21 protein-coding genes and 2 tRNA genes are annotated in these 25466 nt (G+C 63.0%); 12 read left to right on the top strand and 11 right to left on the bottom strand.

Annotated elements, in window-relative coordinates:
- Positions 1-52 precede the first annotated feature (52 nt).
- A complete protein-coding gene (locus tag AACQ43_RS07985) occupies positions 53-1111 on the top strand; it encodes an FUSC family protein (protein WP_168966843.1) in 1059 nt (352 codons plus the stop codon).
- A gap of 69 nt (positions 1112-1180) precedes the next feature.
- Here the strand turns inward: AACQ43_RS07985 and AACQ43_RS07980 are convergent, their stop codons facing one another.
- The 9 genes from AACQ43_RS07980 to AACQ43_RS07940 form a co-directional block, all read right to left on the bottom strand.
- Positions 1181-2554 carry an HD-GYP domain-containing protein gene (locus tag AACQ43_RS07980; RefSeq protein WP_017409128.1) on the bottom strand — a complete coding sequence of 458 codons (1374 nt, stop codon included), beginning with the start codon at positions 2552-2554 and terminating at the stop codon, positions 1181-1183.
- Positions 2555-2641: 87 nt separating this feature from the next.
- The gene (locus tag AACQ43_RS07975; RefSeq protein ID WP_076360281.1) at positions 2642-3262 is read right to left on the bottom strand and encodes a DUF3332 domain-containing protein; all 621 of its coding nucleotides are present in this window, start codon (positions 3260-3262) and stop codon (positions 2642-2644) included.
- Between the two features lie 128 nt (positions 3263-3390).
- On the bottom strand, positions 3391-4686 hold the full coding sequence (locus AACQ43_RS07970; protein WP_168966841.1) for a methyl-accepting chemotaxis protein: 1296 nt from the start codon (positions 4684-4686) through the stop codon (positions 3391-3393).
- Positions 4687-4879: 193 nt separating this feature from the next.
- Positions 4880-5341, bottom strand: coding sequence for a GNAT family N-acetyltransferase (locus AACQ43_RS07965; protein WP_168966839.1), 462 nt, complete (start codon positions 5339-5341; stop codon positions 4880-4882).
- A 78-nt stretch (positions 5342-5419) separates the two neighbouring features.
- Positions 5420-5863, bottom strand: a complete 444-nt coding sequence (locus tag AACQ43_RS07960) for a DoxX family protein (RefSeq protein ID WP_106553085.1) — start codon at positions 5861-5863, stop codon at positions 5420-5422.
- A 5-nt stretch (positions 5864-5868) separates the two neighbouring features.
- Positions 5869-6624: an HvfC/BufC N-terminal domain-containing protein gene (locus AACQ43_RS07955; RefSeq protein ID WP_168966837.1), complete on the bottom strand. Its 756-nt coding sequence runs from the start codon at positions 6622-6624 to the stop codon at positions 5869-5871.
- Positions 6617-7465 carry an MNIO family bufferin maturase gene (bufB, locus tag AACQ43_RS07950; RefSeq protein ID WP_168966835.1) on the bottom strand — a complete coding sequence of 283 codons (849 nt, stop codon included), beginning with the start codon at positions 7463-7465 and terminating at the stop codon, positions 6617-6619. Before bufB ends, AACQ43_RS07955 begins: the two co-directional genes overlap by 8 nt.
- A 71-nt stretch (positions 7466-7536) precedes the next feature.
- Positions 7537-7800 carry a BufA1 family periplasmic bufferin-type metallophore gene (locus AACQ43_RS07945; RefSeq protein ID WP_016351554.1) on the bottom strand — a complete coding sequence of 88 codons (264 nt, stop codon included), beginning with the start codon at positions 7798-7800 and terminating at the stop codon, positions 7537-7539.
- Positions 7801-8158: 358 nt separating this feature from the next.
- On the bottom strand, positions 8159-8359 hold the full coding sequence (locus AACQ43_RS07940) for a YbfA family protein (RefSeq protein ID WP_011706879.1): 201 nt from the start codon (positions 8357-8359) through the stop codon (positions 8159-8161).
- Between the two features lie 214 nt (positions 8360-8573).
- Here AACQ43_RS07940 and AACQ43_RS07935 point away from each other — a divergent pair, with 214 nt between their 5' ends.
- Positions 8574-8867: a hypothetical protein gene (locus AACQ43_RS07935; RefSeq protein WP_011706880.1), complete on the top strand. Its 294-nt coding sequence runs from the start codon at positions 8574-8576 to the stop codon at positions 8865-8867.
- A 63-nt stretch (positions 8868-8930) separates the two neighbouring features.
- Here AACQ43_RS07935 and AACQ43_RS07930 read toward each other — a convergent pair.
- Both AACQ43_RS07930 and AACQ43_RS07925 read right to left on the bottom strand, forming a co-directional pair.
- Positions 8931-9004, bottom strand: a tRNA-Cys gene (locus AACQ43_RS07930).
- A 55-nt stretch (positions 9005-9059) separates the two neighbouring features.
- Positions 9060-9135: transfer RNA gene (locus tag AACQ43_RS07925), tRNA-Gly, on the bottom strand.
- Between the two features lie 249 nt (positions 9136-9384).
- Here AACQ43_RS07925 and AACQ43_RS07920 point away from each other — a divergent pair.
- From AACQ43_RS07920 to AACQ43_RS07875, 10 genes are all read left to right on the top strand, one after another.
- Positions 9385-12822, top strand: coding sequence for an ATP-binding protein (locus tag AACQ43_RS07920; protein WP_168966833.1), 3438 nt, complete (start codon positions 9385-9387; stop codon positions 12820-12822).
- Between the two features lie 406 nt (positions 12823-13228).
- Positions 13229-14914, top strand: a complete 1686-nt coding sequence (locus AACQ43_RS07915; RefSeq protein ID WP_139707041.1) for an ABC transporter substrate-binding protein — start codon at positions 13229-13231, stop codon at positions 14912-14914.
- A 119-nt stretch (positions 14915-15033) separates the two neighbouring features.
- On the top strand, positions 15034-16017 hold the full coding sequence (locus tag AACQ43_RS07910; protein ID WP_011706883.1) for an ABC transporter permease: 984 nt from the start codon (positions 15034-15036) through the stop codon (positions 16015-16017).
- Between the two features lies 1 nt (position 16018).
- A complete protein-coding gene (locus AACQ43_RS07905; RefSeq protein WP_011706884.1) occupies positions 16019-16939 on the top strand; it encodes an ABC transporter permease in 921 nt (306 codons plus the stop codon).
- Complete coding sequence (locus AACQ43_RS07900; protein WP_168966831.1) at positions 16936-17958, top strand: ABC transporter ATP-binding protein; 1023 nt, start codon at positions 16936-16938, stop codon at positions 17956-17958. The genes AACQ43_RS07905 and AACQ43_RS07900 overlap by 4 nt, the downstream gene beginning before the upstream one ends.
- Before the next feature lie 11 nt (positions 17959-17969).
- A complete protein-coding gene (locus AACQ43_RS07895; protein ID WP_101150162.1) occupies positions 17970-18962 on the top strand; it encodes an ABC transporter ATP-binding protein in 993 nt (330 codons plus the stop codon).
- 102 nt (positions 18963-19064) lie between these two features.
- A complete protein-coding gene (locus AACQ43_RS07890) occupies positions 19065-20798 on the top strand; it encodes a glycoside hydrolase family 9 protein (protein ID WP_168966829.1) in 1734 nt (577 codons plus the stop codon).
- Positions 20791-21663 carry a BadF/BadG/BcrA/BcrD ATPase family protein gene (locus AACQ43_RS07885; protein ID WP_168966827.1) on the top strand — a complete coding sequence of 291 codons (873 nt, stop codon included), beginning with the start codon at positions 20791-20793 and terminating at the stop codon, positions 21661-21663. The genes AACQ43_RS07890 and AACQ43_RS07885 overlap by 8 nt, the downstream gene beginning before the upstream one ends.
- A 160-nt stretch (positions 21664-21823) precedes the next feature.
- Positions 21824-23692, top strand: a complete 1869-nt coding sequence (locus tag AACQ43_RS07880; protein WP_168966825.1) for a beta-N-acetylhexosaminidase — start codon at positions 21824-21826, stop codon at positions 23690-23692.
- A 215-nt stretch (positions 23693-23907) separates the two neighbouring features.
- A complete protein-coding gene (locus AACQ43_RS07875) occupies positions 23908-25461 on the top strand; it encodes a methyl-accepting chemotaxis protein (protein ID WP_168966823.1) in 1554 nt (517 codons plus the stop codon).
- Positions 25462-25466: the final 5 nt, after the last annotated feature.

Genomic DNA, 25466 nt, shown 5'->3' with positions numbered 1-25466 from the left:
CCCCGCCGGGCGTGGCGGGGTGGCTGCCCCCCATGAATCCGAGGCTTGTCCCTTGCGCCTGAATGCCCCCCTCTCCCGACTCGATCTGCTGATCTACGGTCACTACCGCATCGTCCACGGCCTGCGCATCGCGCTCGCCTTCATGCTCACCTTTCTGCTGACCCGCGAGCTCAAGCTGCCGGAAAGCACATGGCCCCTCATCACCCTGGTGGTGGTGATGGGCCCCATCTCGTTCTGGGGCAATGTACTGTCGCGCGCCCTGCAGCGGGTGGTCGGCACCATCTTCGGCGCCAGCTGCGGGGTGGTGGCGCTCTATCTCGAGCTCTACTCCCTGCCGCTGATGCTGCTGTGGTGCGGCTGCATCATGTTTCTGTGCGGCTATCTGGCGCTCGGCAAGCGCCCCTACGTGGGGCTGCTCATCGGCATCACCCTCGGCGTCACCATGGGGGCCATGCCCGGCGACATCGAAACCGCCCTGTGGCGCAGTGCCGACGTGATCCTGGGTTCCCTGCTGGCGCTGCTGTTTTGCAGCATCTATCCCCAGCGCGCCTACAGCCACTGGCGGCTGCAGATGCACGACACCCTGCAGCAGGCCCAGCGGCTCTATCACACCCACCTCTCCCCCAACGTGCTGGAACGGCCACGGCTCGCCCACAGCCACGCCAGATTGCTCTCCAAGATGGTGAGTCTGCGCCCCCTGCTGAGCCCGGCCGTCAAGGAGACCCGCCTTGGCAGCGCCCTGTTCGAAGCGATCCAGACCACCATGCGCAACACCCTCTGCACCCTGGAGATGCTGGCCAACACCTACTGGCGCGATCGCCAGAGCCACTTTCTGATGCAGAGCACCCCGGAGCTGCGCGCCTGCCAGCAGGCGACCGAGGCGCTGATGAGCGAGCTGGCGCTGATGCTCAAAAGCGGCGAGCTGCAGGGCTCGGAGCTGGCCATCAGCCGTCTGCAGGAGGCGGCCGGTAGGGTGCGGATCGACGCCGGCGGCGAGGCCGCCATCAGCGGCTATCTGTGGCTCAATCTGCAACTCACCGAGCAGCTCACCCACCTGCGCCGGCTGCTGGGCCTGGTGATGCACCCACCCCGCAGCCAGAGCCACCCATAGCAAAACGCCCCGCAAAGCGGGGCGCTGTCATCTCAGGCCAATGGCTTGAGGCCAGATATGGCGCCAACATTAACTGGCGTTTGCCAACGGCTGCTCGAACGGGAGGTAGAGGGAAAAATCCTGGATCCCCGCCTGCAGGGCAGCAAAGCAGTCCGGATCAATGGCCGACCCCAGCGTCTCGGCCATCATCTCCAGCGCCTGGGGCACCGGGATGGCGCCGCGATAGGGGCGTTTAGCCGTGATGGCATCAAAAATGTCGGCCGTGGTGATGATGCGGGTCTCCAAGGCTATCTCGTCCCCTTTCAATCCTTTGGGATAACCCTTGCCATCGAGGCGCTCATGGTGCGCCCCCGCCACTTGCGCCAGCTCCTCGAACGCCCCGATGCGACTCAGGATCTCCTCGGTATAGGCGGCATGCATCTGCACGGCGGCCCACTCCTGCGCATCCAGTTTGCCCGGCTTGTCGAGAATGGCGTTGCTCACCCCCAGCTTGCCCACGTCGTGGAGCAAAGCGCCACGCTTGAGCCAGCGTCGTCGCTGCTCGGACAAGCCCATCTGGGTGGCGAGGATGTCGGTATAGAGCGCCACCCGGCCACTATGACCAGCGGTGTAGGGACTTTTGGAGTCCACCACCTGGCCGAACGCCGCCGCGATCTCGTCCAGATAGTCTTCATCCAGAGCGACTTCCCCCTGCCCGGCCGGGTGAACGAACACCCACTCAGCCAATCTGGGATCCGCCAGTCCTTGCCAGAAGTCGTCATCCGCCAACGCCTCAAACTCGCTAACCAATTGAGGATCAAACCAGCTGCCGCTGCGCTCGCGAAGCTCTTTGAGGGCGGCATCCGGGCCAGCAGTAGCGTGAAACACATCCACCACCTGGCAGAGCAGCGCTATGCGAGAAAAGAGCGGAATCGCGTCACCGGCCAGTTGCAACGGCCGACCTTTGCCGTTCCAGTGCTCATCCAGAGAGAGAATGCCGGCGGCAACCTCTTCACTGAACCGCAACTGGCGAGCGATGTCCGCCCCCCGGTGGCAACGGGTCTGGATCAGTTCGTTGGCTATCTGATCGCCATTGCGAAAGATGTGGAACAGGCTGCGAAAACGCCCCAGCAGATCCGCCTGCAACCCGGTGTGGCCCAGCACGAAGTTGACCACCTCGGAGAGGGAGCCATCCACCAGCTTGAAGTCGCGTTTGAAGTGAAGATCGTCGGTGAGATAGAGCTCGCAGATACGGGCCGCATTGCTGCTGCACCCCAGATCCTTGAGCAGCAGCATGTAATAGAGATCATGGCGCTGCCGGGCATCCAGCGCCAGCCGCTCGGCCAGCCGGGAACCTATCCAGCAACAGCGAATGCAGTGCCCTCTTGGTTGTCCCTCGGTCATGTCGAGTGCATGACTGAGGGAACCAATCAACTCTGCCAACCGCAATCCATTCACCGTCATAGCCTGCTCCCTTAGACATCATGGCGATCTTGCCTGCTGACTAGGTATACCTTATCCAGAGAGGAATAGATCTGGATTCAGATGAATTTACGCCTCGGCGCTGCCAGTCCGGGCTTTTTCCTCCAGCTGGGCCGGGGTCAGGGTCGACACCAGCCGGCCGTCGAAGTAGATGTCCAGCAACGCGCCGCGCTGCTCGCCACGCATCAGGCTGCTGCGCCCGTCCAGGTAGTGCACCTCCATCTGGGCGGTGCGCTCGTCCGGGTAGCTCACCTCCACCTCGCGCACACCTTGCGGCAGCATGGCCAGCGGCACCTTGTTGAGGGACGGATCCAGGTGCTGATTGACCTTGATCAGGGCGTCCAGCTTCTGATCCACCAGCGCCGGCGACTTGCCGGTGATGGGGTTCTTGCCCGACCAGAATTCGATGGTGTTGAACACGAACAAATCAGCGGTGGCCGCCAGGCCGTAGACCGGCGAGAGCAGGACGAAGACCCCGGCCCGGCCATAACGGTTGTCCACCACACTGAGGTTGCCCTTGGTCACCATGGAGGAGAGCCCCATCTGCCCCATGCAGCCGCTCAGTCCCACGCTTGCCACCATGCCCGCCAGCAGCGCCAGTGCCCTGCCCTTTCTTCTCGTTGCCATCGTCTTCGCTTGCTCCAGAAATAATGAGGCGGCAAGCCTAAACAGGCCGCCCCCAACGGGCAATTCACAAGCAGGGAGCGATACAGCGGGGGTTCAGACTGGGATATCGACTGCTCACCATTCACACAGCCTGTCGAAATAACGGCCAGGATGACAGCCTGCCTCTCACGAGGCAGGCCCCCTGAACGGCATCAGATGGAGAGGCTGGAGACGGTCGCCGAGACGTTGTTGGCCTCCTGCCGGATCTCCGCCATCACCTCGTTGACCTTGTCGATCTGCTGCTTGCCGAGCTCGGCGCTGCCGGCCACCCTGGCCATGTCGTCGGTCACTTTGGCGGTCAGCTCGCGGTTCTTCTGCACCACCTTGGCAATCTCGTCGGTGGAGAGCGACGTGCGTGCCGCCAGCTGGCGCACCTCATCGGCTACCACTGCGAAACCGCGCCCCTGATCCCCGGCCCGGGCCGCCTCGATGGCCGCATTGAGGGCAAGTAGATTGGTCTGATCGGCGATGCTGCTGATGGTGGAGACAATGGCCTCGATGCTTTTAGACTGCTCGTTGAGCTGGTTGATGAGCAGGATGGTCTTGTCCACCTGCTCGCTGATGAGCGACGAGGTGTCCACCACCGAGCGCAACAGATCCGCCCCCTGCTCGGCACTGCGCAGGGTCTCCTGGGCCGTGGCATGGGCCACCTGAGCGGCATCGCGCACGGCGTGGCTCTTGGTCACCCGCTCGGTGATGTCGCTGGCAAACTTGATGACCCGGTTCACCTTGCCGCTTTCGTCGCAGATCGGGTTGTAGGTGGCCTCCAGCCAGATCGCATCGCCATGACTGTTGCGCCGCAAGAAGAGCCCGGACTTGAACTGTCCCTGAGCCAGCTCCTCCCAGAAGCGGGGATGCTCTTCATAGAAGGCGTCATCACAGAACATGCGGTGATTGCGCCCCTTTATCTCGGCCAGGGTGTAGCCGAGACAGCTCAGGAAGTTGGGATTGGCCGAAATGATGTCGCCATTCGGGGTGAACTCGATCATCGCCAGCGAGCGTTCCAGCGCCTTGGTGATCGCCTGCTGGCTCAGCAGTTGTTGATGCTTGTCAGTAATGTCGCTGGCGATCTTGATCACCCGGGTCACCCGCCCCTGCGACTTGACCGGGAAGTAGCTCGCCTCCAACCAGACCACCTCGCCCCGCTTGTTGAGACGCGAGAAGATGCCGGACTTGACCCGGCCCTGCTTGAGCTGGGCCCAGAATTGCTGGTAATCGGCAGAGCGAGCCAGCTCCGGGCTGCAAAACATGCGGTGGTGCTGCCCCTGTAACTCCATCGCGCTGTAACCCATCAGGCTCAAGAATGGCTGGTTAGCCTCCAGGATCTCGCCATCCGGGGTGAACATGATGGTTGCGATCCCTTCCTTGACCGCCTCCACGAAGCCCTGGAATTCGGCCAGCTGTGCCTGGCAGGCCTGCAACTGCGCCTTCAGCTTGTTGTTGAACATGGATGTCATACCTCTGTACTGACAAGGTGGAAAAGGGCACAAGACTCGGTGCTGGGTGAACCGTCACGAACCTGTTGAGGCTGATCTTAGTTGAGCACCGCGGTGCGATCAGAATTTGGCCGATATTTTGCCACAGCCGGCGAGGGGCTCGCAGTGCAGCCTGCGCCTGATACGTGCCAGGCCCGGCGAGGGATCACCCGGGCTGCCACTCCAAGTAAGCCGGATTGGCCACAAAACCGATCCGTTCATAGAGCGGGCGCCCCTCGTCGCTGGCGTGCAGCCAGACCCGGCCCAGCTGCTGTACCCTGGCATAGTCCGCCATCTGATCCAGCAGGGCGCCGGCCAACCCCCGCCGGCGGTGGGCCGGCAGGGTATACATGTTGAGCAGATAGCCCTCCCTCCCCGCCAGGTTGCCGGGATAGGGTGGGCGCACGAAGAGGGCCAGGGTCGCACTCGCCACCACCTCGCCATCCACTTCCGCCACCCAGGAGCGGGCGCTATCCTCGGCCTTCGCCGTGCTGAAGTAGCGGCTGGTCGCCTGCCAGAGATCGAGGTCGGCCAGCGGTTCGCTCAGCTCCCCCACCTCGCAAAACAGTGCCATGCGCAGGGTCACCAGTGCGGGAATGTCTGCCTGCGTTGCCTGACGGATGATCATCGGCGCTTCTCCTTGTAATGCTCGTTGAGGTGAACAGGCACCCCGCGGGCACCTGAACAACGCGCCAGTGTGGAGACTTCACGCACGCCTGGCAAGGCGCCACTGGTCCCAGGCCAGCGGCCCCGCGCCCCAGACGACCAGAGTCAGCAGCATCCAGCCCCACAGCTGGTGATCGTAAAATCCGCCGGCCCAGAGGGTGGGATAGGAGATCACCGCCACCATGTTGAAGGCAAACAACAGGGCGGCGACCGGCCGGGTAAAAAGCCCGACCAGCAGCAGCACCGGCAGCAACAGCTCGGTGGCCGTGCCAAGCCAGGCCGCCCACTGCCAGGGCAGCAGGGGCACCTGATACTCGAATTCGAACAGATAGAGGGTGCTGTCCCAGGCGCTCAGCTTGAGCCAGCCGGAACGAAAGAAGGCCGCCGCCACCCAGCACCTGGCCAGCAGCAACAGGGCGCCGCTCAGCCACCAGGGAACGGTGGGGCCCACCGGTTGCATCAGTGTCCACTTGTGATTTGTCATCGAATTTACTCCAGCGTTGAGGTCACATCGACCAGCAGGCCCAGGGTGACGAGGCGGGTCAGAGACTCTGCAGCCTGCGAGTCCCGTGCCTGCAGGGCCGACAGGGCAATGCCCCGGCGGCAGCCATCCAGCAGGCGCCACTCTCCTTCGCTCAGGCTCAGCGGCAATACCCGACAATCGGGTTGTTTCTTTAGGGCAAGCCAGGCGGGAGCGGCCAGATCCTGCACTGTCTCGCCCTCGTGCAGGGCCATCTGCCAGAGAGCATCAACCGGGCGCGGACTGTCGAACAGACACAGATCGCAGGCCGGGATCAGCACCAGCGTCTGCCAAGCTGCTGGCAGCAGGGCGGCCACCCGCTCGGCAGGCCAGCGGCGCGTCTCGGCAGCCAGCAAACTGGTGCGTTCCAGTGCCCACTCGAAGCGGGCCAGCTCTCCCAGCCAGGGCAGATTTGCGGTGGTCGGCAGCCGGGCGAGCCAGTCGCCAAAGCCGGCACCGTAGTGCATCACACTCCCTTCGTAGAGCGGCGCTGCCAGTACGAAGCCGCGCGCCGCAGCGTCGAAAAACGCCTCCCCCACCATGGCTTTGACGGCCGGGTAGCTGCCCGCCAGCACCTCGCCAAGGCTCAGGATGAAGTGGTTGCGATAGACCTGCAGCACGGCATCCGCCGTAAAGAGACGGGAGTGGATATGGGGCAGGATGGCCTCGCTCTGGCCAAGCAGCCCCTCAGCAAACTGCTGCTGCCGGCGAGCCAGTTCAGACATGGGCGGCCTCCGGCACAAGATCGGCGGCCATGGCGGCCTCCAGCATGGCGCTCGCGCGCTCGGCCTCCGCCAACAGCACGGGGAGCGGCGGGATCTCGAGGTCCCACTCGATCAGGGTGGGAATGGCGCGCTGGCGGCAGATCTCGGCATAGAGGGCCCACACCGGCTCGCTCACCGGCGCGCTGTGGGTATCGATGTAAAGATGCCCCTGTGGCAGAGACTGATCGGTAAAACCGGCCAGGTGAATTTCGCCCACCGTAGCGATGTCGATGGCAGCCAGATAGTCGCGGCATGCAAAGCCGTGGTTGAAGGCACTGACGTAGAGGTTGTTGAGATCGAGCAGGATGGCGCAGTCGCTGCGTCGCTGCAGCTCCGCCAGAAACTCCCACTCCGGCATCTCCCCCGCCAGTTGCAGGTATGAGGAGGGGTTCTCAATCAGCAGCCGGCAGCCAAGTGCATCCTGCACCAGCATGATCTTGTCGCTCATGGTGAGCAAGGCCTCCCGGGTATAGGGGACCGGCAGTAGATCGTTGAAGTGGCGCCCCCCAATGCTGCCCCAGCTGAGGTGTTCCGAAATGCGCACCGGTTTGATGGCGCGGGCCAGCGCCGAGAGGCTGGCGAGGTGTTCAAGGTCGAGTGCATCGGCCGAGCCCAGCGACATACCGACGCCGTGCAGGCTGACAGGATAGTGCCTGGCCAGCTCGCTCAATACCTGAAAACCCCGGCTGTGACGTTCAAAGTAATTTTCGCTGTGCACCTCCAGCCAGCCAATCGCTGGCAGGGTGCGCAATATCTCGTCGTAATGGGGCGTGCGCAATCCAATACCAATCAAGGGGTTCATCGCAAAGCCTCGCTGCAAACCAGCCAAAAGAAGGCCACGGTGCCCCTGAGGCAACACCGTGGCACCCAGCCTTACTTGGGTTGCAGCGAACCGCCCGCCAGCTTCTCGCACAGCCCCTTGGGCACCACTACGAAGGCGTCACCCTGGGCATCCATCTTGGCGGTACCGGCACAGGAGCTGGTCTTGGTCGCGCAGTCGTTCTTGCTCGCCTTCACCACCCCGTAGCACTTCTCCTTTTCATCAGCAGCCATGGCAGGGGCGGCGACAAACTGGGCGCCGAGGGCCAGCAGACCGGTCATGGCGGAGGCGATGGCAGTGCTCTTTTTGACATTCATTTTCTGTTCCTTCTGATTGTGTGTGGTGTGCCCGATCGGTCACGACCGGATGCCCTCCATAGAACCGGAGCGCCGACGAATTGATTTCAAAAAAAATGCAAAATCGGCACATCTATAAAAAGCACAATTGGCAAAACATTGTTTTTAAAGGATTATTCCATTCCCCTTTCAAATGAACTTTCGCCATGAAAATGTGCACTGCGCCACCCTGCCACCGCCAATCCCAAGGATGCAGACAATAAAAAACCCCGCTACAGGGCGGGGTTTGATTGGCACGATACAACCGCGCAAGCATCGTCAGTCGATACTTGATGACAAAAAAGACAGCCGCAGCTGTCTTTTTCAATTGAAACCTGACTTAGTAGAAGATCCGCTCGCCACGCTCGCTCATCTTGAGCCATACCGGCTTGGTGCTGGTCTTGTTCCAGATCCGGTGCAGATAGCTGTAGAAACGGGCCCGATCGCTGCGAAACAGCATCACGGGGAAAGCCAGCATACCCACCAGCAGCACATAGATGCGACGAAGAATTATCTGAGTCAGGGAATAGGGATGAAACATGATAGAACTCCTTACTGGTAAGACCACTGAGCAGAGATTACTCTACAATTTGTAGGATTACTACACCAAGATTCCCATTTTTTTGCAAAAAAATCCCTTAAAAGCCTTAAAGTGAAATTAGGTTACATCCATTAACTTACAGGCAACAAAAGCTGGCAAAGCAGCTCCCGTCGACCAGATTTAATGAGTTGGCACTCAAGATGGAGTCGGTGCGATGAAACCCGCAGAAATGGCGATCATAGGGATACTGGGCCTGCTGCTCTGGTCGGAATGGCAGGATTGGCAGCTCAACCAGGCAGACAGCATCACGCTGGCCTACAAGGGAGCGCCGACCGTCAGCATGTGGCAATGCGGCCAGTTGAAACAGAAGATGATGGATGTGACCGAACACTCGGCCGAAGTGCAGTTTCAATACCGGGGACAAGACCTGACGCAGGTCAACCGCTATCTGGAACGGGAGTGGCAGCAGCAGGGCTGTGAGCAGCTGTTGTTGCAGCAAGGATATTGAGCAGCGTAATCCACACCAGGCTGGTGTGATGGAAATGCGTTATGGGATGAAACAGGAAGAAGATGGAGGCACGTTCCGGAGTCGAACCGGACTAAACGGATTTGCAATCCGCTGCATAACCGCTTTGCTAACGCGCCATGCTGACAAGGCATTGCCTTGAAAGTGATATCCATGATTGGTGCCATGGAAAATTGGAGCGGGAAACGAGACTCGAACTCGCGACCCCGACCTTGGCAAGGTCGTGCTCTACCAACTGAGCTATTCCCGCCTGTACTGCTTGCTGCCAGTTGCCTGACAACGAGGCGCATTATACGTACCCCGAGCGCGGGCACAACCCTTTTTTCGCACTTTGTGCCCTTTCCCGTGCTGTTTGCTCAGGGTTTAGACGGCTTGCCCAAAAAATCCTCACCAGGCTGTGACCCCACAGGCGAATTTGAGATAAAGTCATTGAAATGATTAGCCTTTAGTCAGAGACTTGCTGCGGTTAGTAACCGGATTCTCAATTGAAAATCACCCGATGAAATGGATCTTCAAGCCCCGTGGGCTCAGGCCGCAGCTGATGCTGGCATTTTTCATGCTAGCCATGGTGCCCTTCCTGGTCGTCACCCTGTTTTTCCTCTATAGCCACGGCAAGGATCTCACTACCCAGACTTCCAACCATCTGGTTTCCGTTCGCAACATCAAGAAGAACCAGCTGGAAGACTACTTCGGCAACCTCAAAGAGCAGATCATCAACTTCTCCCAGCAGGATTTTGCCGGCAACAGTATCGGTCGCTTCTATGGCTTCACCGGTGCCTTCGAGAAACTCGGCACCACACCGCAGGAGGCCCGCGCCCGTGCCCAGGCCCGCTATGTGCCGGGCTCCTGGGATCAGCTGCAAAAACCCGACAGCACCAGCGACATCGAACCCTCCATCAGCGCCCTGATCCTGGCGGACGAGATGTACGGCCGGGTGCACCAGCGCTTTCACCGCGGCTACGCCGACATGGTGCGCAAGTCCAACTACAGCGACATCTTTCTCATCGATCTCAACGGCGACGTGGTCTATTCGGTCACCAAACACGCCAATTTCGCCACCAACCTGCTCTCCGGCCCCTACCAGTCGAGCGGTCTTGGCAGCACCTTCGCCAAGATCAAGCGGCGCCTCGACGGCGGCCAGAAGCCACAGCAGATCTTCGAGTTCACCGATTTTGGCCGCAACGAGCTGACCGGCCAGGTGGTCGCCTACATGGCGGCCCCCGTGATGCAGTACGACTATGTGCGCGGCGTGGTGATCTTCGAGCTGCTGCCTGACAAGCTCAACCAGATCATGGCGGAGCGGGAAGGCCTCGGCGAGACCGGCGAGACCATCCTCATCGGCCCGGACAAGCGGATGCGGGCCAACGCCTGGCTGGCGCCTGAATTCAGCGTGGAGAACAGCTTTCGCCCCAACTTCCGGCCGCTGCAGACCCCGCTGGTGGTCAAGGCACTCTCCGGCGAGCAGGGAGTCGGGCTGTTTCGCTCCTACCACGATGACGAGGTGCTGGCCGCCTACACCCAGGTGAAGGTGTTCGATACCGAGTGGGCCTTCATCGCCGAGATCTCCACCAGCGAGGCCTATCGCCCCATCCGCCAGCTGGAGACACTGGTGATCCTGCTGGGGGCCGGCTCCCTGTTGCTGCTGATCCTCTTCTCCCGCTGGCTCTCCCACTCCATCACGGCCCCGCTGCGCTCCCTCACCGCCGCCGCTGAACAGGTGGCCGATGGTGCGCTGGATCACCCCATTGCCATCGAACGCACCGACGACGACATCGACCGGCTCGCCCAGGCGTTTCGCCACATGCAGCGCTCGGTGAAGGACAAGATCGAACTCATCGAACGCCAGACCCAGGAGCTGCAGCAGCAGGTCAAGCTGACCCACAAGCAGAACCTCAGTCTGCAGCAGGCGGACAAGCTCAAGGATGAGCTGCTGGCCAACACTTCCCACGAGCTGCGTACCCCCATTCACGGCATCAAGGGGATGGCTGAGTCCATGCTCGCCAGCCAGCAGGATTTGACCGAAGGGCAGCAAAAACAGCTGGGGCTCATCATCAAGAGCGCTGACGGCCTGGCCCGACTGGTGGACGATCTGCTCGACTACCACCAGATGCGCTACGGCCAGCTGGAGATCCACCCCCAGCCGGTCTCCTCCAAGGGAGTCATCCGGCTGGTGCTGGATCTCTGCCAGCACCTGGTGCAGGCCAAGCCGCTCACCCTGGTAGACATCAGCCCGGTGGAGTTGCCGCCTGTGCTGGCCGACGAGCAGCGGCTCGAACAGGTGCTCTACAACCTGGTGGGCAACGCCATCAAGTACACCCCGCAGGGCAAGGTGGTGCTCAGCGCCCTGGTGGAGGACAACTTCCTGCGCATCAAGGTGACCGACACCGGCATCGGCATCTCCCCCGAACATCTGGAGCATATCTTCGAGCCGCTGGTGCAGATGAGCCCGGAGGTCAGCAAGCAGGGGGCCGGCCTCGGCCTCTCCATCACCCGCCAGCTGGTGCACCTGATGGGGGGCGAGCTGTTCGTGGAGAGCGAGCCGAGCGTCGGCTCCACCTTCGCCTTCACCCTGCCGCTCGCCAGCGGCAAGGCGGGCAGCCTGACCCTCGACAGCCGCCAGATCGAGCACCAGCTGGTGCGCCAGCAGCCGCTGATCCTGCCGGACTGGGAGAGCGAGGATCTCCCCCCTCCCCCCGAGGATGCGCCTCTCATCCTGGTGGTGGACGACGAGCCCATCAATTTGCACATCCTGCGCCACCTGCTGCAGCCCTGCGGTTATCGCATCCTGCCCAGCAGCGACGGCCACGATGCGCTGGCCAAGCTGGCCGAGGAGCCGGTCGACCTCATCCTGCTGGACGTGATGATGCCCACCCTCTCCGGTTTCGACGTCTGCCGCCGGCTACGCCAGCAGCACCCCAAGGAGAAGCTGCCGGTACTGCTGCTCACCGCCCTCAACCAGCCCAAAGACATCGAGGAGGGCTTCAACGCCGGCGCCAACGACTATCTGGTCAAACCCTTCTGCAAGGAGGAGCTGTTCGCCCGGGTCAGGGCCCTGCTGGAAGCCAGCGCCGGGCGCGCCTCTCTGGTAGAGAATCGCTTGCTCAAGCAGGAGATAGAGCACCGTCTGCTGCTGCAGGAGCAGCTGCATCAGGATCAGGAGCGGCTGCTGGCCCTGCTCGGTGAAGGGGCCGACCCCATGGTGTTCATCGATGGCCAGGGCACAGTGCTGTTCGCCTCGCGGGCGCTGGCCCGCCTGCTGGGTCAGGAGCCGGAAGCCATGGAGGGACAACCGCTGGACGACTGGCTCGCCAGCCCGCTGACCAGCCAGTGGCCCGATCTGCACGATCGGGGGGAGCAGCAGCTGGCGTTTCTGGTGGCCGGCCAAAAAGACGAACTCAATGCCCGCGCCCTGCCCATCAGCCTGGGAGGCCAGGCCGCCTTCGCCCTCACCCTCAGCACCGAGCTGCGGCAGGACGAGAACCGGGTGATGGCGCTGGAGAACGCCCTCAAGAGCCTGTCACGCCAGGCCATCATCGAGGATGGCCAGCTGCTGGGCGAGCTGAGCCGGCTGGGCGGGGAGTTCCGCTCGCTCGCCGACGACCTCATCCGCCAGCAGGATGACGAGCCCCTGCGCCGCGCCTTGGTGGACACCATGCGGCTTACCCTGGATGCCTGGCAGCAGAGCACCGGCAAGGGCAAGATAGTGCTGGCCGAGAAGAGCAAGCTGTGGCGGGTCTACATGGACCGCTCCAGCCCTCAGACCCGCACCCTCGACAAGTACCTGAGCCTGGATACCCTGCCCAAGGCGCCGCGCTGGAAGACGGTGGTCGCCACCGCCGAGTATGTGCTGAGCCACGGCCCGCTCAACGACACCCAGCGCCAGCAGTTGCACCACAGCGCCCAGACCCTGCGCCAGCTTGCCAACCGCAAACCCTGATATCACCCCCCCCCCCAATCTGCGCCCTGGCTCACACTTGCCGGGGCGGTTTTTTTTTGTGCAGAATTAAGCCTTCGCCATACGTCAAAACGAGAGCTGATCCAATTCACACAATTGTCATAGAAGGTCGATTGACAGGGACTTATTACGCCAAAGCAATTAACATAACCTGATGATTTAAATCGAGTTAAAAGCTGTTTTGACGAAATTGACGTGAGGGCGTCGATTTTTACGATATCGACGATCTGAACAGTTGTTGTTTTCCTGTTAACTCTGCTTTGCTAGGGACGTTGGATGACACAACTACAAGGGTGCAAAACCTGGCCAACATTGAGGGCCGACCTCCCCAGCATGCGAAGTCGGTGCTCAAATCCAAACAAGGAATATAAATAAGAAAGGAAATAATATGCTTGCCAAAGTATCCAAAATCTCTACTGCTGTAATGCTGGGCACCATGATGCTTGCCGGCGCTGCCGGCAACGCCATGGCGGCCGACAACAAGACGGTGCTGACCCTGGTCGCACAACAGGAGACCGCGTGGGTCAAGAACTTCAACCCCTTCCTGCAAGCGGGTCTGTTGCACACCACTCGTCACTTCATCTATGAACCGCTGGTGATCTTCAACGATATGCAGGGTGGCAAACCCGTCTATCGTCTGGCCACCCACTACGAGTTCAGCAAGGACCTCAAGTCCGTCACCTTCGATCTGCGTGACGGCGTGAAGTGGTCGGACGGTCAACCCTTTACTGCCGATGACATCCTGTTCTCCTTCAATCTGGTCAAGGCTAACAAGGCGCTGGACGAGCGCTCAATCTGGACCCAGATCAAGAGCGTCGAGAAGCTGGCCCCCAACAAGGTCAAGTTCGACCTGACCGACGTCAACACCAACGTGGTGAACGATCTGGTACTGGTACCCATCGTGCCCGAGCACCAGTGGAAGTCGGTGAAAGACCCGGTCGCCTTCACCAACGACAAACCAGTCGGCACCGGTCCCTTCACCGAAGTGGACAACTTCTCCGCCCAGCTCTACACCCAGTGCCGCAACCCACACTACTGGGACAACGCCAACCTCTCCATCGACTGCCTGCGCATGCCGCAGATGGCCACCAACGACCAGGTACTGGCCGCGGTGATGAAGGGTGATGTGGACTGGTTCGGCTCCTTCGTGCCGGACATCGAGCGCCTCTACGTCGGCAACGATCCGAAGAACAACAAGTACTGGTTCCCGGCCTCCGGCACGGTGGCGTTCAACGTCAACTTCCAGGCCAAGAAACCGGGCAACCACGAAGCCTTCAACGACATCAACTTCCGTCGCGCCTTCTCCATGGCGATGGACCGCCAGTCCATGGTGGATATTGCGGGCTACGGCTACCCGACCGTCAACGAGTACCCGTCAGGTCTGGGCAAAGCCTTTGACTCCTGGAACAACCCGGAAGTGGACAAGAAGTACGGCAAGTACAACAAGTTCGATCTGGAAGGCGCCAAGGCCCTGCTGAAACAGGCCGGCTACAAGGATTGTGACGGCGACAAGTTCCTCGACACCCCCACCTGCCAGAAGATCGAGTTCAAGGTGCTGGTACCGAACGGCTGGACCGACTGGGTCAACACCGCCCAGATCGGCGTGGAAGGGCTGCAGGCACTGGGCCTGAACGCCAAGACCGCCACCCCGGAAGCCACCGTCTGGACTGAAAACCTCATCACCGGTGACTTCGACGTCGCCCTGCAGGGTTACTTTGCCGGTGCCAACCCGCACAAGTACTTCGAGACGGCCTTCCACTCCCGCAACATGGGTGAGCGCGGCAACCGCTTTGCGGCACCCCGCTACAAGGATCCGGCGCTGGACAAGCTGATCGACGACTTTACCCAGACCGCCGATGCCGCCAAGCAGAAGGAGATCATGTTCGAGATCCAGGACAAGGTCGGTGCCAACCAGACCATCATCCCGGTATTCAACAACCCGACCTGGTACGAATACAGCACCAAGCGTTTCCACGGCTGGTTCAGTGCCGACAACCCGGTCGCCAAGCCGCAGGTTCACCCGGACACCCCGGAGCGTCTGCTGCACGTGTTGTCACTCAAGCCGAACAGCTAATCAATCCCGGCCCCCTGCGGGGGGCCCTCTTCCCCGCCCATCCCCCTTTTTTCCCGGCTCTGCCGGGGTTGGGGTAACTATGCCCGGCGCGGGGCGGACCAGCAGTAAAAGGTATCATCATGGGATTCATACTGAGACGCTTTTCCTTCTATCTGGTCGCCTTTCTGGTGGCCGCCACCATCAACTTCCTGCTACCCAGAGCCATGCCGGGGGATCCCGTCTCCGTCATGTTTGCACGGGCCGGCGCCATGATGGAACCCGCCGCCCTGGAAGCCCTCAAGGCCACCTTCGGGTTCGTGGACGGCCCCATCGGCACCCAATTTCTCACCTATGTGAAGAGTGTCTTCACCTGGGATCTCGGCACCTCGGTGCGCTACTACCCCCAACCGGTCGCCGACGTGCTCGGCCGCGCCATCGGCTGGACCCTGTTCCTGGTGGGCACCTCCACCATCCTGAGCTTCTCCATCGGTTCCATCGTCGGCATCTTCGCCGCCTGGCACCGGGGCGGACGCATGGACAGCTTCCTCTCCCCGCTCACCCTGGTGATGCAGGCCATTCCGCCGGTGGTCATCTCGCTGCTGGCGCTCTTCCTGTTTGGGGTGAGCCTGGAGTGGCTGCCGATTGGCTACGCCTACAGCCCGGAGATCAAGCCTGACTGGGGCTGGGAGCACATCAAGAGCATCCTGACCCACGCCATCATGCCGGTGGGCACCCTGGCCATGGTGCAGGTGGGGGGCTTTCTCATCACCATGCGCAACAACATGATCAACCTGCTCGGCGAGGACTACATCACCATGGCCAAGGCCAAGGGGCTCTCCAGCAACCGGGTGATCTTCAACTACGGCGCCCGCAACGCCATCTTGCCGAGCGTCACCGCCCTCTCCATGGCGCTGGGCTTCGTCATCGGCGGATCCCTCATCACCGAGGTGATCTTCAACTACCCGGGACTGGGTCTGACCCTCTATCAGGGCATTCTGGCCCGCGACTACCCGCTCATTCAGGGGCAGCTGCTCATCATGACCATCACCATGCTCAGCTTCAACTTCCTGGCCGACGTGCTCTACGTCTTCCTGGATCCCCGTCTGCGTACCGGAGGCAAATAAGATGCGCATGCCGACTATTCTGAAAATCCTGCTGGGCAACAAGAAAGCCGCCTGCGGCCTCTTCATCGTGGTCAGCTTCGTGCTGATGGCGCTGTTCGCCCCGCTGCTGGCCAGCTACGAGCCGACCAAGCGGGTCTCCCGCCCGCACCAGCCACCCAGTGCCGAGTACGTGATGGGCACCACCCGTATGGGTCACGACATCTGGGCCCAGTTCACCAACGGCGCCCGCATCTCCCTGATGGTGGGCTTCGGTGCCGGCATTCTGGTGTGCGCCCTCGCCATCACTGTCGGCATCACCGCCGGCTACTTCGGCGGCGTCATAGATGAGTGCCTCACCTTCCTGATGAACGTGGTGCTGGTGATCCCCAACCTCCCCTTGCTGCTGGTACTGGCGAGCTTCATCGGGGAGGCGTCACCGACGGTGATCGCGCTCATCATAGGCTTTACCTCCTGGGCCTATGGCGCGCGGGTCATCCGGGCCCAGACCCTGGCGCTGCGGGAGAAAGAGTTCGTCATCGCCGCCGAGGTACTGGGCGAGCCGGCCTGGCGCATCATCCTGGTGGAAATACTGCCCAACCTCATCTCCATCATCGGGGTGAGCTTCATCGGCTCCATCATCTACGCCATCGTCACCGAAGCGACCCTGGAGTTCCTGGGCCTGGGCGACCCCACCGTGGTGAGCTGGGGCATCATGCTCTACAACGCCCAGACCTCGAGCGCCATCCTGGTCGGCGCCTGGTGGGAGATCCTGGCCCCCTGCTTCGCCATCGCAACGCTCGGTGCCGGCCTCGCCCTGCTCAACTTCGCCATCGATGAAATCGCCAACCCGCAGTTGCGCTCCCACAAGGGGCTCAATCGCTGGAAGAAACTCGCCGCCCCCGTCACCACGCCGGTGCCGGCCGTACAGGAGAAGACAGCATGAGATCGCAACAACCCCTGCTGTCGGTACGCAACCTCTGCGTCGACTACATCACCGAGAACGGCGACGTGCGCGCCGTCAACTCGGTCAGCTTCGACATCGCCCCCGGTGAAGTGTTCGGCCTGGCCGGCGAGTCGGGTTGCGGCAAGTCCACTGTCGCCTTCTCGGTAGCGCGACTGCACAAGCCGCCCGCCTACATCAGCGGCGGCGAGATCCTGTTCAAGGGGGAGAACATCCTCCACTACGGCGACGAGCGGCTGCGCGCCTACCGCTGGCAGCAGGTGTCGGTGGTGTTCCAGTCCGCCATGAATGCGCTCAACCCGGTGCTGCGCATGGAGGAGCAGTTCTGCGACGTGCTGCTGGCCCACAACCCGGGGCTGACTCGCTATGAGGCGATCAAGCGCGCCCAGGAGCTGCTCCCCATCGTCGACATCCACCCGAGCCGGCTCAAAGACTACCCGCACCAGTTCTCCGGCGGCATGCGCCAGCGGCTGGTGATCGCCATCGCCATGGCGCTCAACCCCGAGCTGCTGATCATGGATGAGCCGACCACGGCGCTCGATGTGGTGGTGCAGCGGGAGATCCTGCAGAAGGTCTATGCGCTGAAAGAGAAGTTCAACTTCTCCATCCTGTTCATCACCCACGACCTCTCCTTGATGGTCGAGTTCTGCGATCGCATCGGCATCATGTATGCCGGTGAACTGGTGGAGGTGGCGCCGGCCAAGGCGATCCTGACCGCGCCGCTACACCCCTATACCAAGGGGCTCGGCAACTCCTTCCCGCCTCTGCACGGGCCCAAGACGGTGCTGGAAGGGATCCCGGGCACCCCGCTCAACCTGCTGGAGGTGCCGGTGGGCTGCCGCTTTCAGGCCCGCTGCGCCAGGGTGCACGAGCGCTGCCGCCAGCAGTACACCAAACTGGCCGAGATCCGCCCCGGCCAACAAACCGCCTGCCACCTCTATGAGGCGCAGGATGAGCAACAAGATCCCCTGATCTATCTGGACAAGGCCGCTGGCTGTTAAGGATGTCTGTCATGCAAATCGCCCAAACCGACGCCCCCATCATCGAAGTCCAGCACCTCTACAAGGACTTCCCCGTCAACTCCAACGCCATCAAGAGCGGCAAGATGCGGGCCCTCTCGGATATCACCTTCAACCTGCACCGGGGCCGCGCCTTGGCGGTGGTGGGAGAGTCCGGCTCCGGCAAGAGCACCATCGCCAAGATCATCGCCAAGATGTACAAGCTCTCCGGCGGCCGCATCCTCTATCGCGGCCGCGACCTCGAGGAGTTCAACAAGGGCACCGCCCTGCTCGACTACCGCCAGAGCGTGCAGATGGTGTGGCAAGATCCGTTCGGTTCGCTGAACCCGACCCACACCATCTACCACCACATAGCACGCCCCCTGCTGCTGCACAGCAAGGTGATCGACAAGAGAGATCTGCCTGACATGGTCTACGGCCTGCTGGAGAAGGTGGGGCTGACCCCTGCCAAGGCCACCGCGGCCAAGTACCCACACCAGCTCTCCGGCGGTCAGCGCCAGCGGGTCAACATCGCCCGCAATCTGGCGGTGGAGGCGGAAGTGGTGCTGGCGGACGAGCCCACCTCCATGCTCGACGTCTCCATTCGCATCGGCATCCTCAACCTGATGGAGCAGATGAAGGATGAACTCGGGGTCTCTATGCTCTACATCACCCACGACATCGCCACCGCCCGCTACGTGGCCGAAGATCTGGCGGTGATGTACGTGGGCCACATGGTGGAGTGGGGCGAGGTGGACGAGATCCTGCACCACCCCCAGCACCCCTACACCCAGCTGCTCATCTCGGCGGTGCCGGACCCAGAGAAGAGCATCCACGCCGAGCTGGAGGGTGGCCGCAAGGGGGAGATCCCGCTCTGGACACCGGAGTCCTGCGGTTGCCCGTTTGCCGGGCGCTGCAATCAGGCGATGCCCCGCTGCAAGGAGACCCTGCCCCCCGTCAGCAAGCTCGCCGACAACCACTTCGTGCGCTGCTACCTCTACCAATGACAGACCGGCCGGACACGGCGTCCGGCCACGCCTCGCAACGGGGCCGTCAGGGCCCCGCAATGTGCCTCGCCACGCCAGGCGAGCCACAGGAGTAAGACGTTGATGGAACTCTTGATCAATCAGGTGGGTTACCAGTGTGACGGGGAGAAGATCGCCCTGTTGCAGAGCGACACCGACCTCGATATCCGCGGCCACCTCAGGCTGCTGCGCCAGGATGACGAACGCATCCTGCTGGAAGTCCCGCTGCAGCCAGCCGGTCAGGTCGAGGGCTGGCAGGGTCGCCACTACTGGCGCGCCGACTTCTCCCCCTGCAAAGAGCCCGGCCACTACCGGCTGGAGGCCCTCATCCAGACGGGCGCCAAGGAGCGCATCGTGCGCACCGCCCCCTTCATCATCGGCCAGGATCTGCTGGCCAGCCGCTGCCTCTCCGACGTCATTCACTACTTCAAGGGGCAGCGTGCCAGCGGCGCCTTCGATCGGGCCGACCGCCGCGCCCGCCTGTTTGGCAGCGACCAGCGCAAAGACGTGCACGGCGGCTGGTATGACGCCAGCGGGGATGTGAGCAAGTACCTGAGCCATCTCTCCTACGCCAACTACCTCAACCCCCAGCAGACCCCCATGGTGGTCTGGTCGCTGCTCAAGTGCCGGGAACTGCTGGCCCCGCGCCGCGATATCGACGGGGTAAACCTCTGCAAGCGGCTCAACGACGAGGCGCTGCACGGCGCCGATTTTCTCTGCCGGATGCAGGATGAGTCGGGCTTCTTCTACATGACCCTGTTCGACAAGTGGAGCAAGGATCCCGCCCAGCGCGAGCTGTGCGCCTACGCCACCCAGCAGGGGCTCAAGTCCGCCCACTGGCAGGCGGGTTTTCGACAAGGGGGCGGCATGGCCATCGCGGCGCTCGCTCGCGCCGCCCGCGAGAGCGTCAGCGGCGACTTTGATGCCAGCCGCTACGCCGAGGCAGCCAAACGCGGTTACCTGCACCTGCGTGAACACAACCTTGCCTACCTCGATGACGGGGTCGAGAACATCATCGACGACTACTGCGCCCTGATGGCAGCGGTGGAGCTGACCCGCACCTTGGGCCCCGAGTGGCTGGCAGAGGCCAGAGTGCGGGCCGACAGGCTGTGCGCCCGCCAGCGCCCTCACCCGGAGCTCGGCCACTACTGGTCGGCCAACGAGGATGGCTCGCGCCCCTACTACCACGCCGCCGAGGCGGGCCTGCCGGTGCTGGCGCTGCTGGAGTATCTCGCCATCGAGCCGGATCCGGCGCGCCAGGGGACGGCCCAGCGCGTCATCGAACAGGCGCTGGCCGCCGAACTGGCGCTGTGCGCCCGGCCCGGCAACCCGTTCGCCCTCGCCCGCCAGTATGTGAAGGGGGTTGATGAGGCGCCCCGGGTGAGCTTTTTCATGCCCCATCACAACGAGTCGGGTTACTGGTGGCAGGGGGAGAACGCCCGGCTGGCATCGCTGGCCGCCATGGCGTTTGCCGCCGCTGCCCAGCTGCCGCGCCAGCGCAAACCGCTGCTCACCTTCGGCCAGCACCAGCTCGACTGGATCCTGGGGCAGAACCCGTTCAACGCCTGCATGCTGGCGGGCCATGGCAGCAACAACCCCGCCTACACCGCCGGTTACCCCAATGCGCTGGGGGGGATCTGCAACGGCATCACCGCCGGCTTCGATGACGAGGCGGAGATCGCATTCATTCCAGCGGCGTACAAGGATCGGCTGGATCAGAACTGGCGCTGGGGCGAGCAGTGGATCCCCCACGCCGCCTGGTTCGCCCTGGCCATCACTTGGCAGAATGCGCAGGGAAATGGAGGTCGACATGATTGAGTACTGGGTCGGGGTCGATGGCGGCGGCACCCACACCCGCGCCCGCATTCGGGATCGGGCCGGCAAGCTGCTCGGCGAGGGGCGCGCCGCCGGCTCCAATCTGGAGCTCGGCATCGAGATCGCCCACGGCAACGTGCTGGCCGCCATCGAGCAGGCCCGTATCGAGGCCGGGCTGGCTGAGGATGCCCAGCAACAGATGGGGGTCGGGCTGGCGCTCGCCTCCGCCGAGCTGGCCGACTGCTATCACGCCATGCTGACCATGCCCTTCCCGTTTGCAAGCGTGCGACTCACCTCCGACGCCTTCGGTGCCTGCCTGGGCGCCTTTGGCGGTGAAGAGGGGGCCATCCTCATCGCCGGCACCGGCTCGGCCGGGCTCATCTATCGCCACGGCCAGCTGCACACCTGCTCCGGTCGCGGCTTTCCCATCTCGGATCTGGGCAGCGGCGCCTGGCTGGGGCTGCGCGCCATCCAGCAATCCCTGCTCTGCCACGACGGCATCCTGCCCCCCAGCACGCTGGCCATCCGTTTGCTCGATCATTTCAAACGGGATCAGGCCGAGGTAGTGCGCTGGGCCGCCCGCGCCATTCCCGCCGACTACGGCCGCTTCGCCCCCTGGGTGTTCGATGCCGCCAGCGACGGCGACGAGCTTGCCTGCCAGCTGCTGGACGAGACCTGCCAACAGCTGGCTACCCTGCTGGAGGGGATGCGCCAGCTGGGTGCCGACCGGATAGCCCTGCTCGGCGGCATCGGCATGCGCCTCGCCCCCCGTCTGGCACACCTGCCGCTGGTCAGCCCCGGCGCCGACGCGCTGGAGGGGGCCATCCTGTTTGCCCGATCGGAGGCCTACCCATGTCTGCATCCCTGAATCTGCCCCCATCCACCCCACCCCAAAGTGCGGGCCTGACCCCGGTCTGCCCGCTGCGGGGGGTACCCATGTCAGCCCTGCGGCTCCCGGCCGGGGTTGACCAATACCAGAAGGATGCTGTCTGGCTGTTCGTCCCCTTCACTCCATCAGAGGAATTTTCATGTCTGCACCCCTGATCCACACCCAGGTCGACCGACGCGATGGTGACGACGTCTGGTTTCGTTTCAGCCTGAGCCAGCTGCCGGATGCCCCCTGGAAACTCCACTTCTGCCTGGCCCGCCACATCGATCCCGGCTCGGTAGAGGGAGGGGAGCTGGAACGCCAGAGCGGCAGTTACAAGGTTTTGATCCCGCAAACGGGGGCCAGCGAGCTGTGCTTCTGCTGTCGCAACACCCCCATCAAGCGCCTCTCCGACATGCCGCGCGGCTTCTTCCTGAGCCTGCCCCAGGCCAGCAGCGGCCCCCAGCTGATGCCGGTAGAGCTGACCGGCGAGGAGCTGGGCCTGCCACCATCCGCCGCTGCGGCGCCAGATCTGCCCGAGGTGGAGCCCCTCGCCGGCATCGTGCCCCAGCCGGATCGGCTGCTGCTGCTGGAGGGCAACTTCCGGCTGGCGGAGCGCGCCCACGTCAGCGGCCCGAGCCCCCTGCTCGGCCCGCTGCTGGCCCACTTCAACGAGCTGACCGGGCTCGCGCTGGCGCAGGATCACGACGCCGAGATCCGGCTGGTTGAAAGCGGTCTGGGCCCGGAGGCCTACCGGCTGACTATCACCCCGGAGGGGGTAGTGATTGCCGCCGGCGGCGAGGCGGGCTGGCGCCACGGCCTCATCAGCCTGGCCCAGTGGTATCTGCAGCACGGCGAGAGCCTGCCCTGCATCGAGCTCAGCGATGCACCGCGCTTTGGCTTTCGCGGCATCTTTCTCGACTGCGCCCGCCACTTTCACTCCCTCGCTACCCTCAAACGCCTGCTCAGGCTGATGAGCCTCTACAAGTTCAACCGCTTCCACTGGCACCTGACCGATGACGAGGGGTGGCGACTCGAGATCAAGGCCTTCCCCCAGCTGACCGAGCTGGCCGCCTGGCGTGGTCACGCCCTGCCGGTGGGACCCCAGCTGAGCGGCGGCCCCGAGCCCTACGGCGGCTACTACACCCAGAGCGAGGTGCGCGAGCTGGTGGCCTATGGCGCCGGGCTCGGCATCACCATCATTCCGGAAATTGACATCCCGGGTCACTGCCACGCCGCCATCAAGGCGCTGCCCGAACTGCTGGTGGAGGAAGCCGACCGCTCCCGCTACCTGTCGGTGCAATATTTTGACGACAACGTGCTCAACCCGGCGCTGCCCGGCACCTACCGCTTCCTGGAAGCCGTGATGGACGAGGTGTGCGAACTGTTTCCAGGGCCGCTGGTGCACATGGGGGGGGACGAGGTACCGGCCGGGGTCTGGACCGACAGCCCCGCCTGCCAGCAGCTGATGAAGCAGCAGGGGTATCAGGATTGCCGCGAGCTGCAGGGCCACCTGCTGCGCCACTGCCAGCAGTACCTGGCCGGCAAGGGCAAGCGGATGCTGGGCTGGGAGGAGATTTTGCACGGCGACAAGGTGAGCCGGGATGCCACCATCTTCGCCTGGACCAGCTTCCAGGCTGGGCTCGACGCGGCGACGGCGGGCTATCCGGTGGTGATGGCACCGGCCCAGCACCTCTATCTGGATCTCGCCTGGAGTCAGGACATCCATGAACCCGGCCTCTACTGGGCTGGCACCCTCAATCTGGCGCAGGTCTACGCGTGTGACCCGGCCCCAGCCGATTTCCATGCCAACGATAACATCCTGGGGGTGCTGAGCCCCTTATGGTCGGAGCTGATCACCTCTCGCGATCGCCTCGACTATATGTTGTTCCCGCGCATGCTGGCGACCGCCGAGGTGGCCTGGAGCAACCCCGCCCGCAAGGCGTGGGAGCACTTCGCCGCCCGTCTGCCGGGCCAGCTGCAGATCCTTGACCAGCTTCAGGTGCGTTACCGGGTACCACAGAGGTAGTGTTATCTTTTCTCCTTGGCGGCCCTATGGCCGCCTTTTTTTACTATTTGCCAACAAAACATCAACTTGCCCCTACCATTCATCCGCCATTGTTGGCAAAATTCAGCCCCCTATGAAGCCGGTCTGCCGCCTGCTGGCGCGAGCCTGCAGCCACCTCCAGATCTGCCACAATAACAACGACAAAGTTATCAACAAGAACATCGGAGCGTATTCCTATGGCCCGCAGAGACGTCCATACCCTGGACAGCGAAGTGGAGTTTCCTGCCGACGAACAACTGGTTTCCACCACGGATCTGCGCGGGGTGATCACCTACGCCAACCCCGCCTTCTGCCGCATCGCCGGCTACCCCGTCGAGGAGCTGGTCGGCCACAATCACAACCTGGTACGCCACCCCGACATGCCCAAGGCCGCCTTCGCCGATCTCTGGGCCCGCCTCAAGGAGGGCAAACCCTGGCGCGGCATGGTGAAGAACCGCTGCAAGGATGGCCGCTACTACTGGGTCGATGCCTATGTGACCCCCATCTACGAGGGCAACCGGATCAGCGGCTACCAGTCGGTGCGCTGCAAGCCGGATCCCCAGCTCAAGCGCATCGCCAGCCAGACCTACCAGGCCCTGCTCAAGGCAGAGCGTGGCACCAGCAGCCGCCTCCCCTCCCTTGCCCGTGCCCGCCTGCCGCTGCTCGCGCTGTTGCTGCTCGGCCTGCTGGGCTGGGCCGCAAGCAGTCAGGGCCCGACGACAGCCCTGCTGATGTTGCTGCCCCTGCTGCTCATCGGCGGCGCCTACTGGCGCGAGCTCTTCGCCCTGCCGCTCTATCTGCAGCAGCTGGGCCGCGAATATGACAGCCTGACCCGGTTGGTCTACTCCGGTGACGGCCCCGGCGCCATCGCCGACTTTCACATCAAGATGCTGCAGGCCCGCATCCGCACCGTGCTGGGGCGGGTCAACGATGCGACCAATCCGCTGCAGACCCTGGCCACCAACCTGAAGCAAGCCTCCCATCAGGCCTGCCTCGACATCAACGAGCAGGATGCCCAGACCCAGCAGATGGCCGCCGCCATGACCCAGATGGCCAGCACGGCCCACGAGATTGCCCGCAACATCCAGGACTCCAACGGCCAGGTCAGCGAGGCGCGCAGCCGCTGCCAGCACACGGACAAGCAGCTGGCCCAGACCGAGCAGCGCATCGAGCAGCTCGCCAGACAGGCGGAGCAGGCCTTCAACTCGGCGGTGGAGCTGGCCAGCGAGTCGGAGCGGATCGGCAGCGTGATGGGGGAGATCCAGGGCATCGCCGACCAGACCAACCTGCTGGCGCTCAACGCCGCCATCGAGGCGGCCCGGGCCGGCGAGCAGGGGCGCGGTTTTGCGGTGGTGGCTGACGAGGTGCGTACCCTGTCGACCCGCACCCACAAGGCGACCGAACAGATCCAGGGCAGCATCCAGCAGATCCAGCACACCCTGGGCCGCTGGAAGGGGATGATGCAGGAGAACCTGCAGCAGACCCGCGAATGCGCCGAGATGACCCGTCAGGGCTCCAGCAGCCTGCACAGCGTGCTGCAGGAGATCGAACTGGTCACCGAGTTCTCCACCCAGATAGCCGCCGCTGCCGAGCAGCAACAGACGGTGGTGGAGGACATCAGCCGCAGCATCAACCAGATCTCCGAGTACTCCCACGCCAACAGCCAGAAGATGCAGGAGGTCGACGACTCCAGTCAGGAGCTGCTGGAGCGGGCCAAGCAGCTCAAGGGGCTCAGCCAGACCTTCGGCTGACCCAT

Source organism: Aeromonas sp. DNRA1 (assembly GCF_963888745.1).
GTDB lineage: Bacteria > Pseudomonadota > Gammaproteobacteria > Enterobacterales > Aeromonadaceae > Aeromonas > Aeromonas hydrophila.
This window is presented reverse-complemented; position numbering and strand designations above follow the sequence as displayed.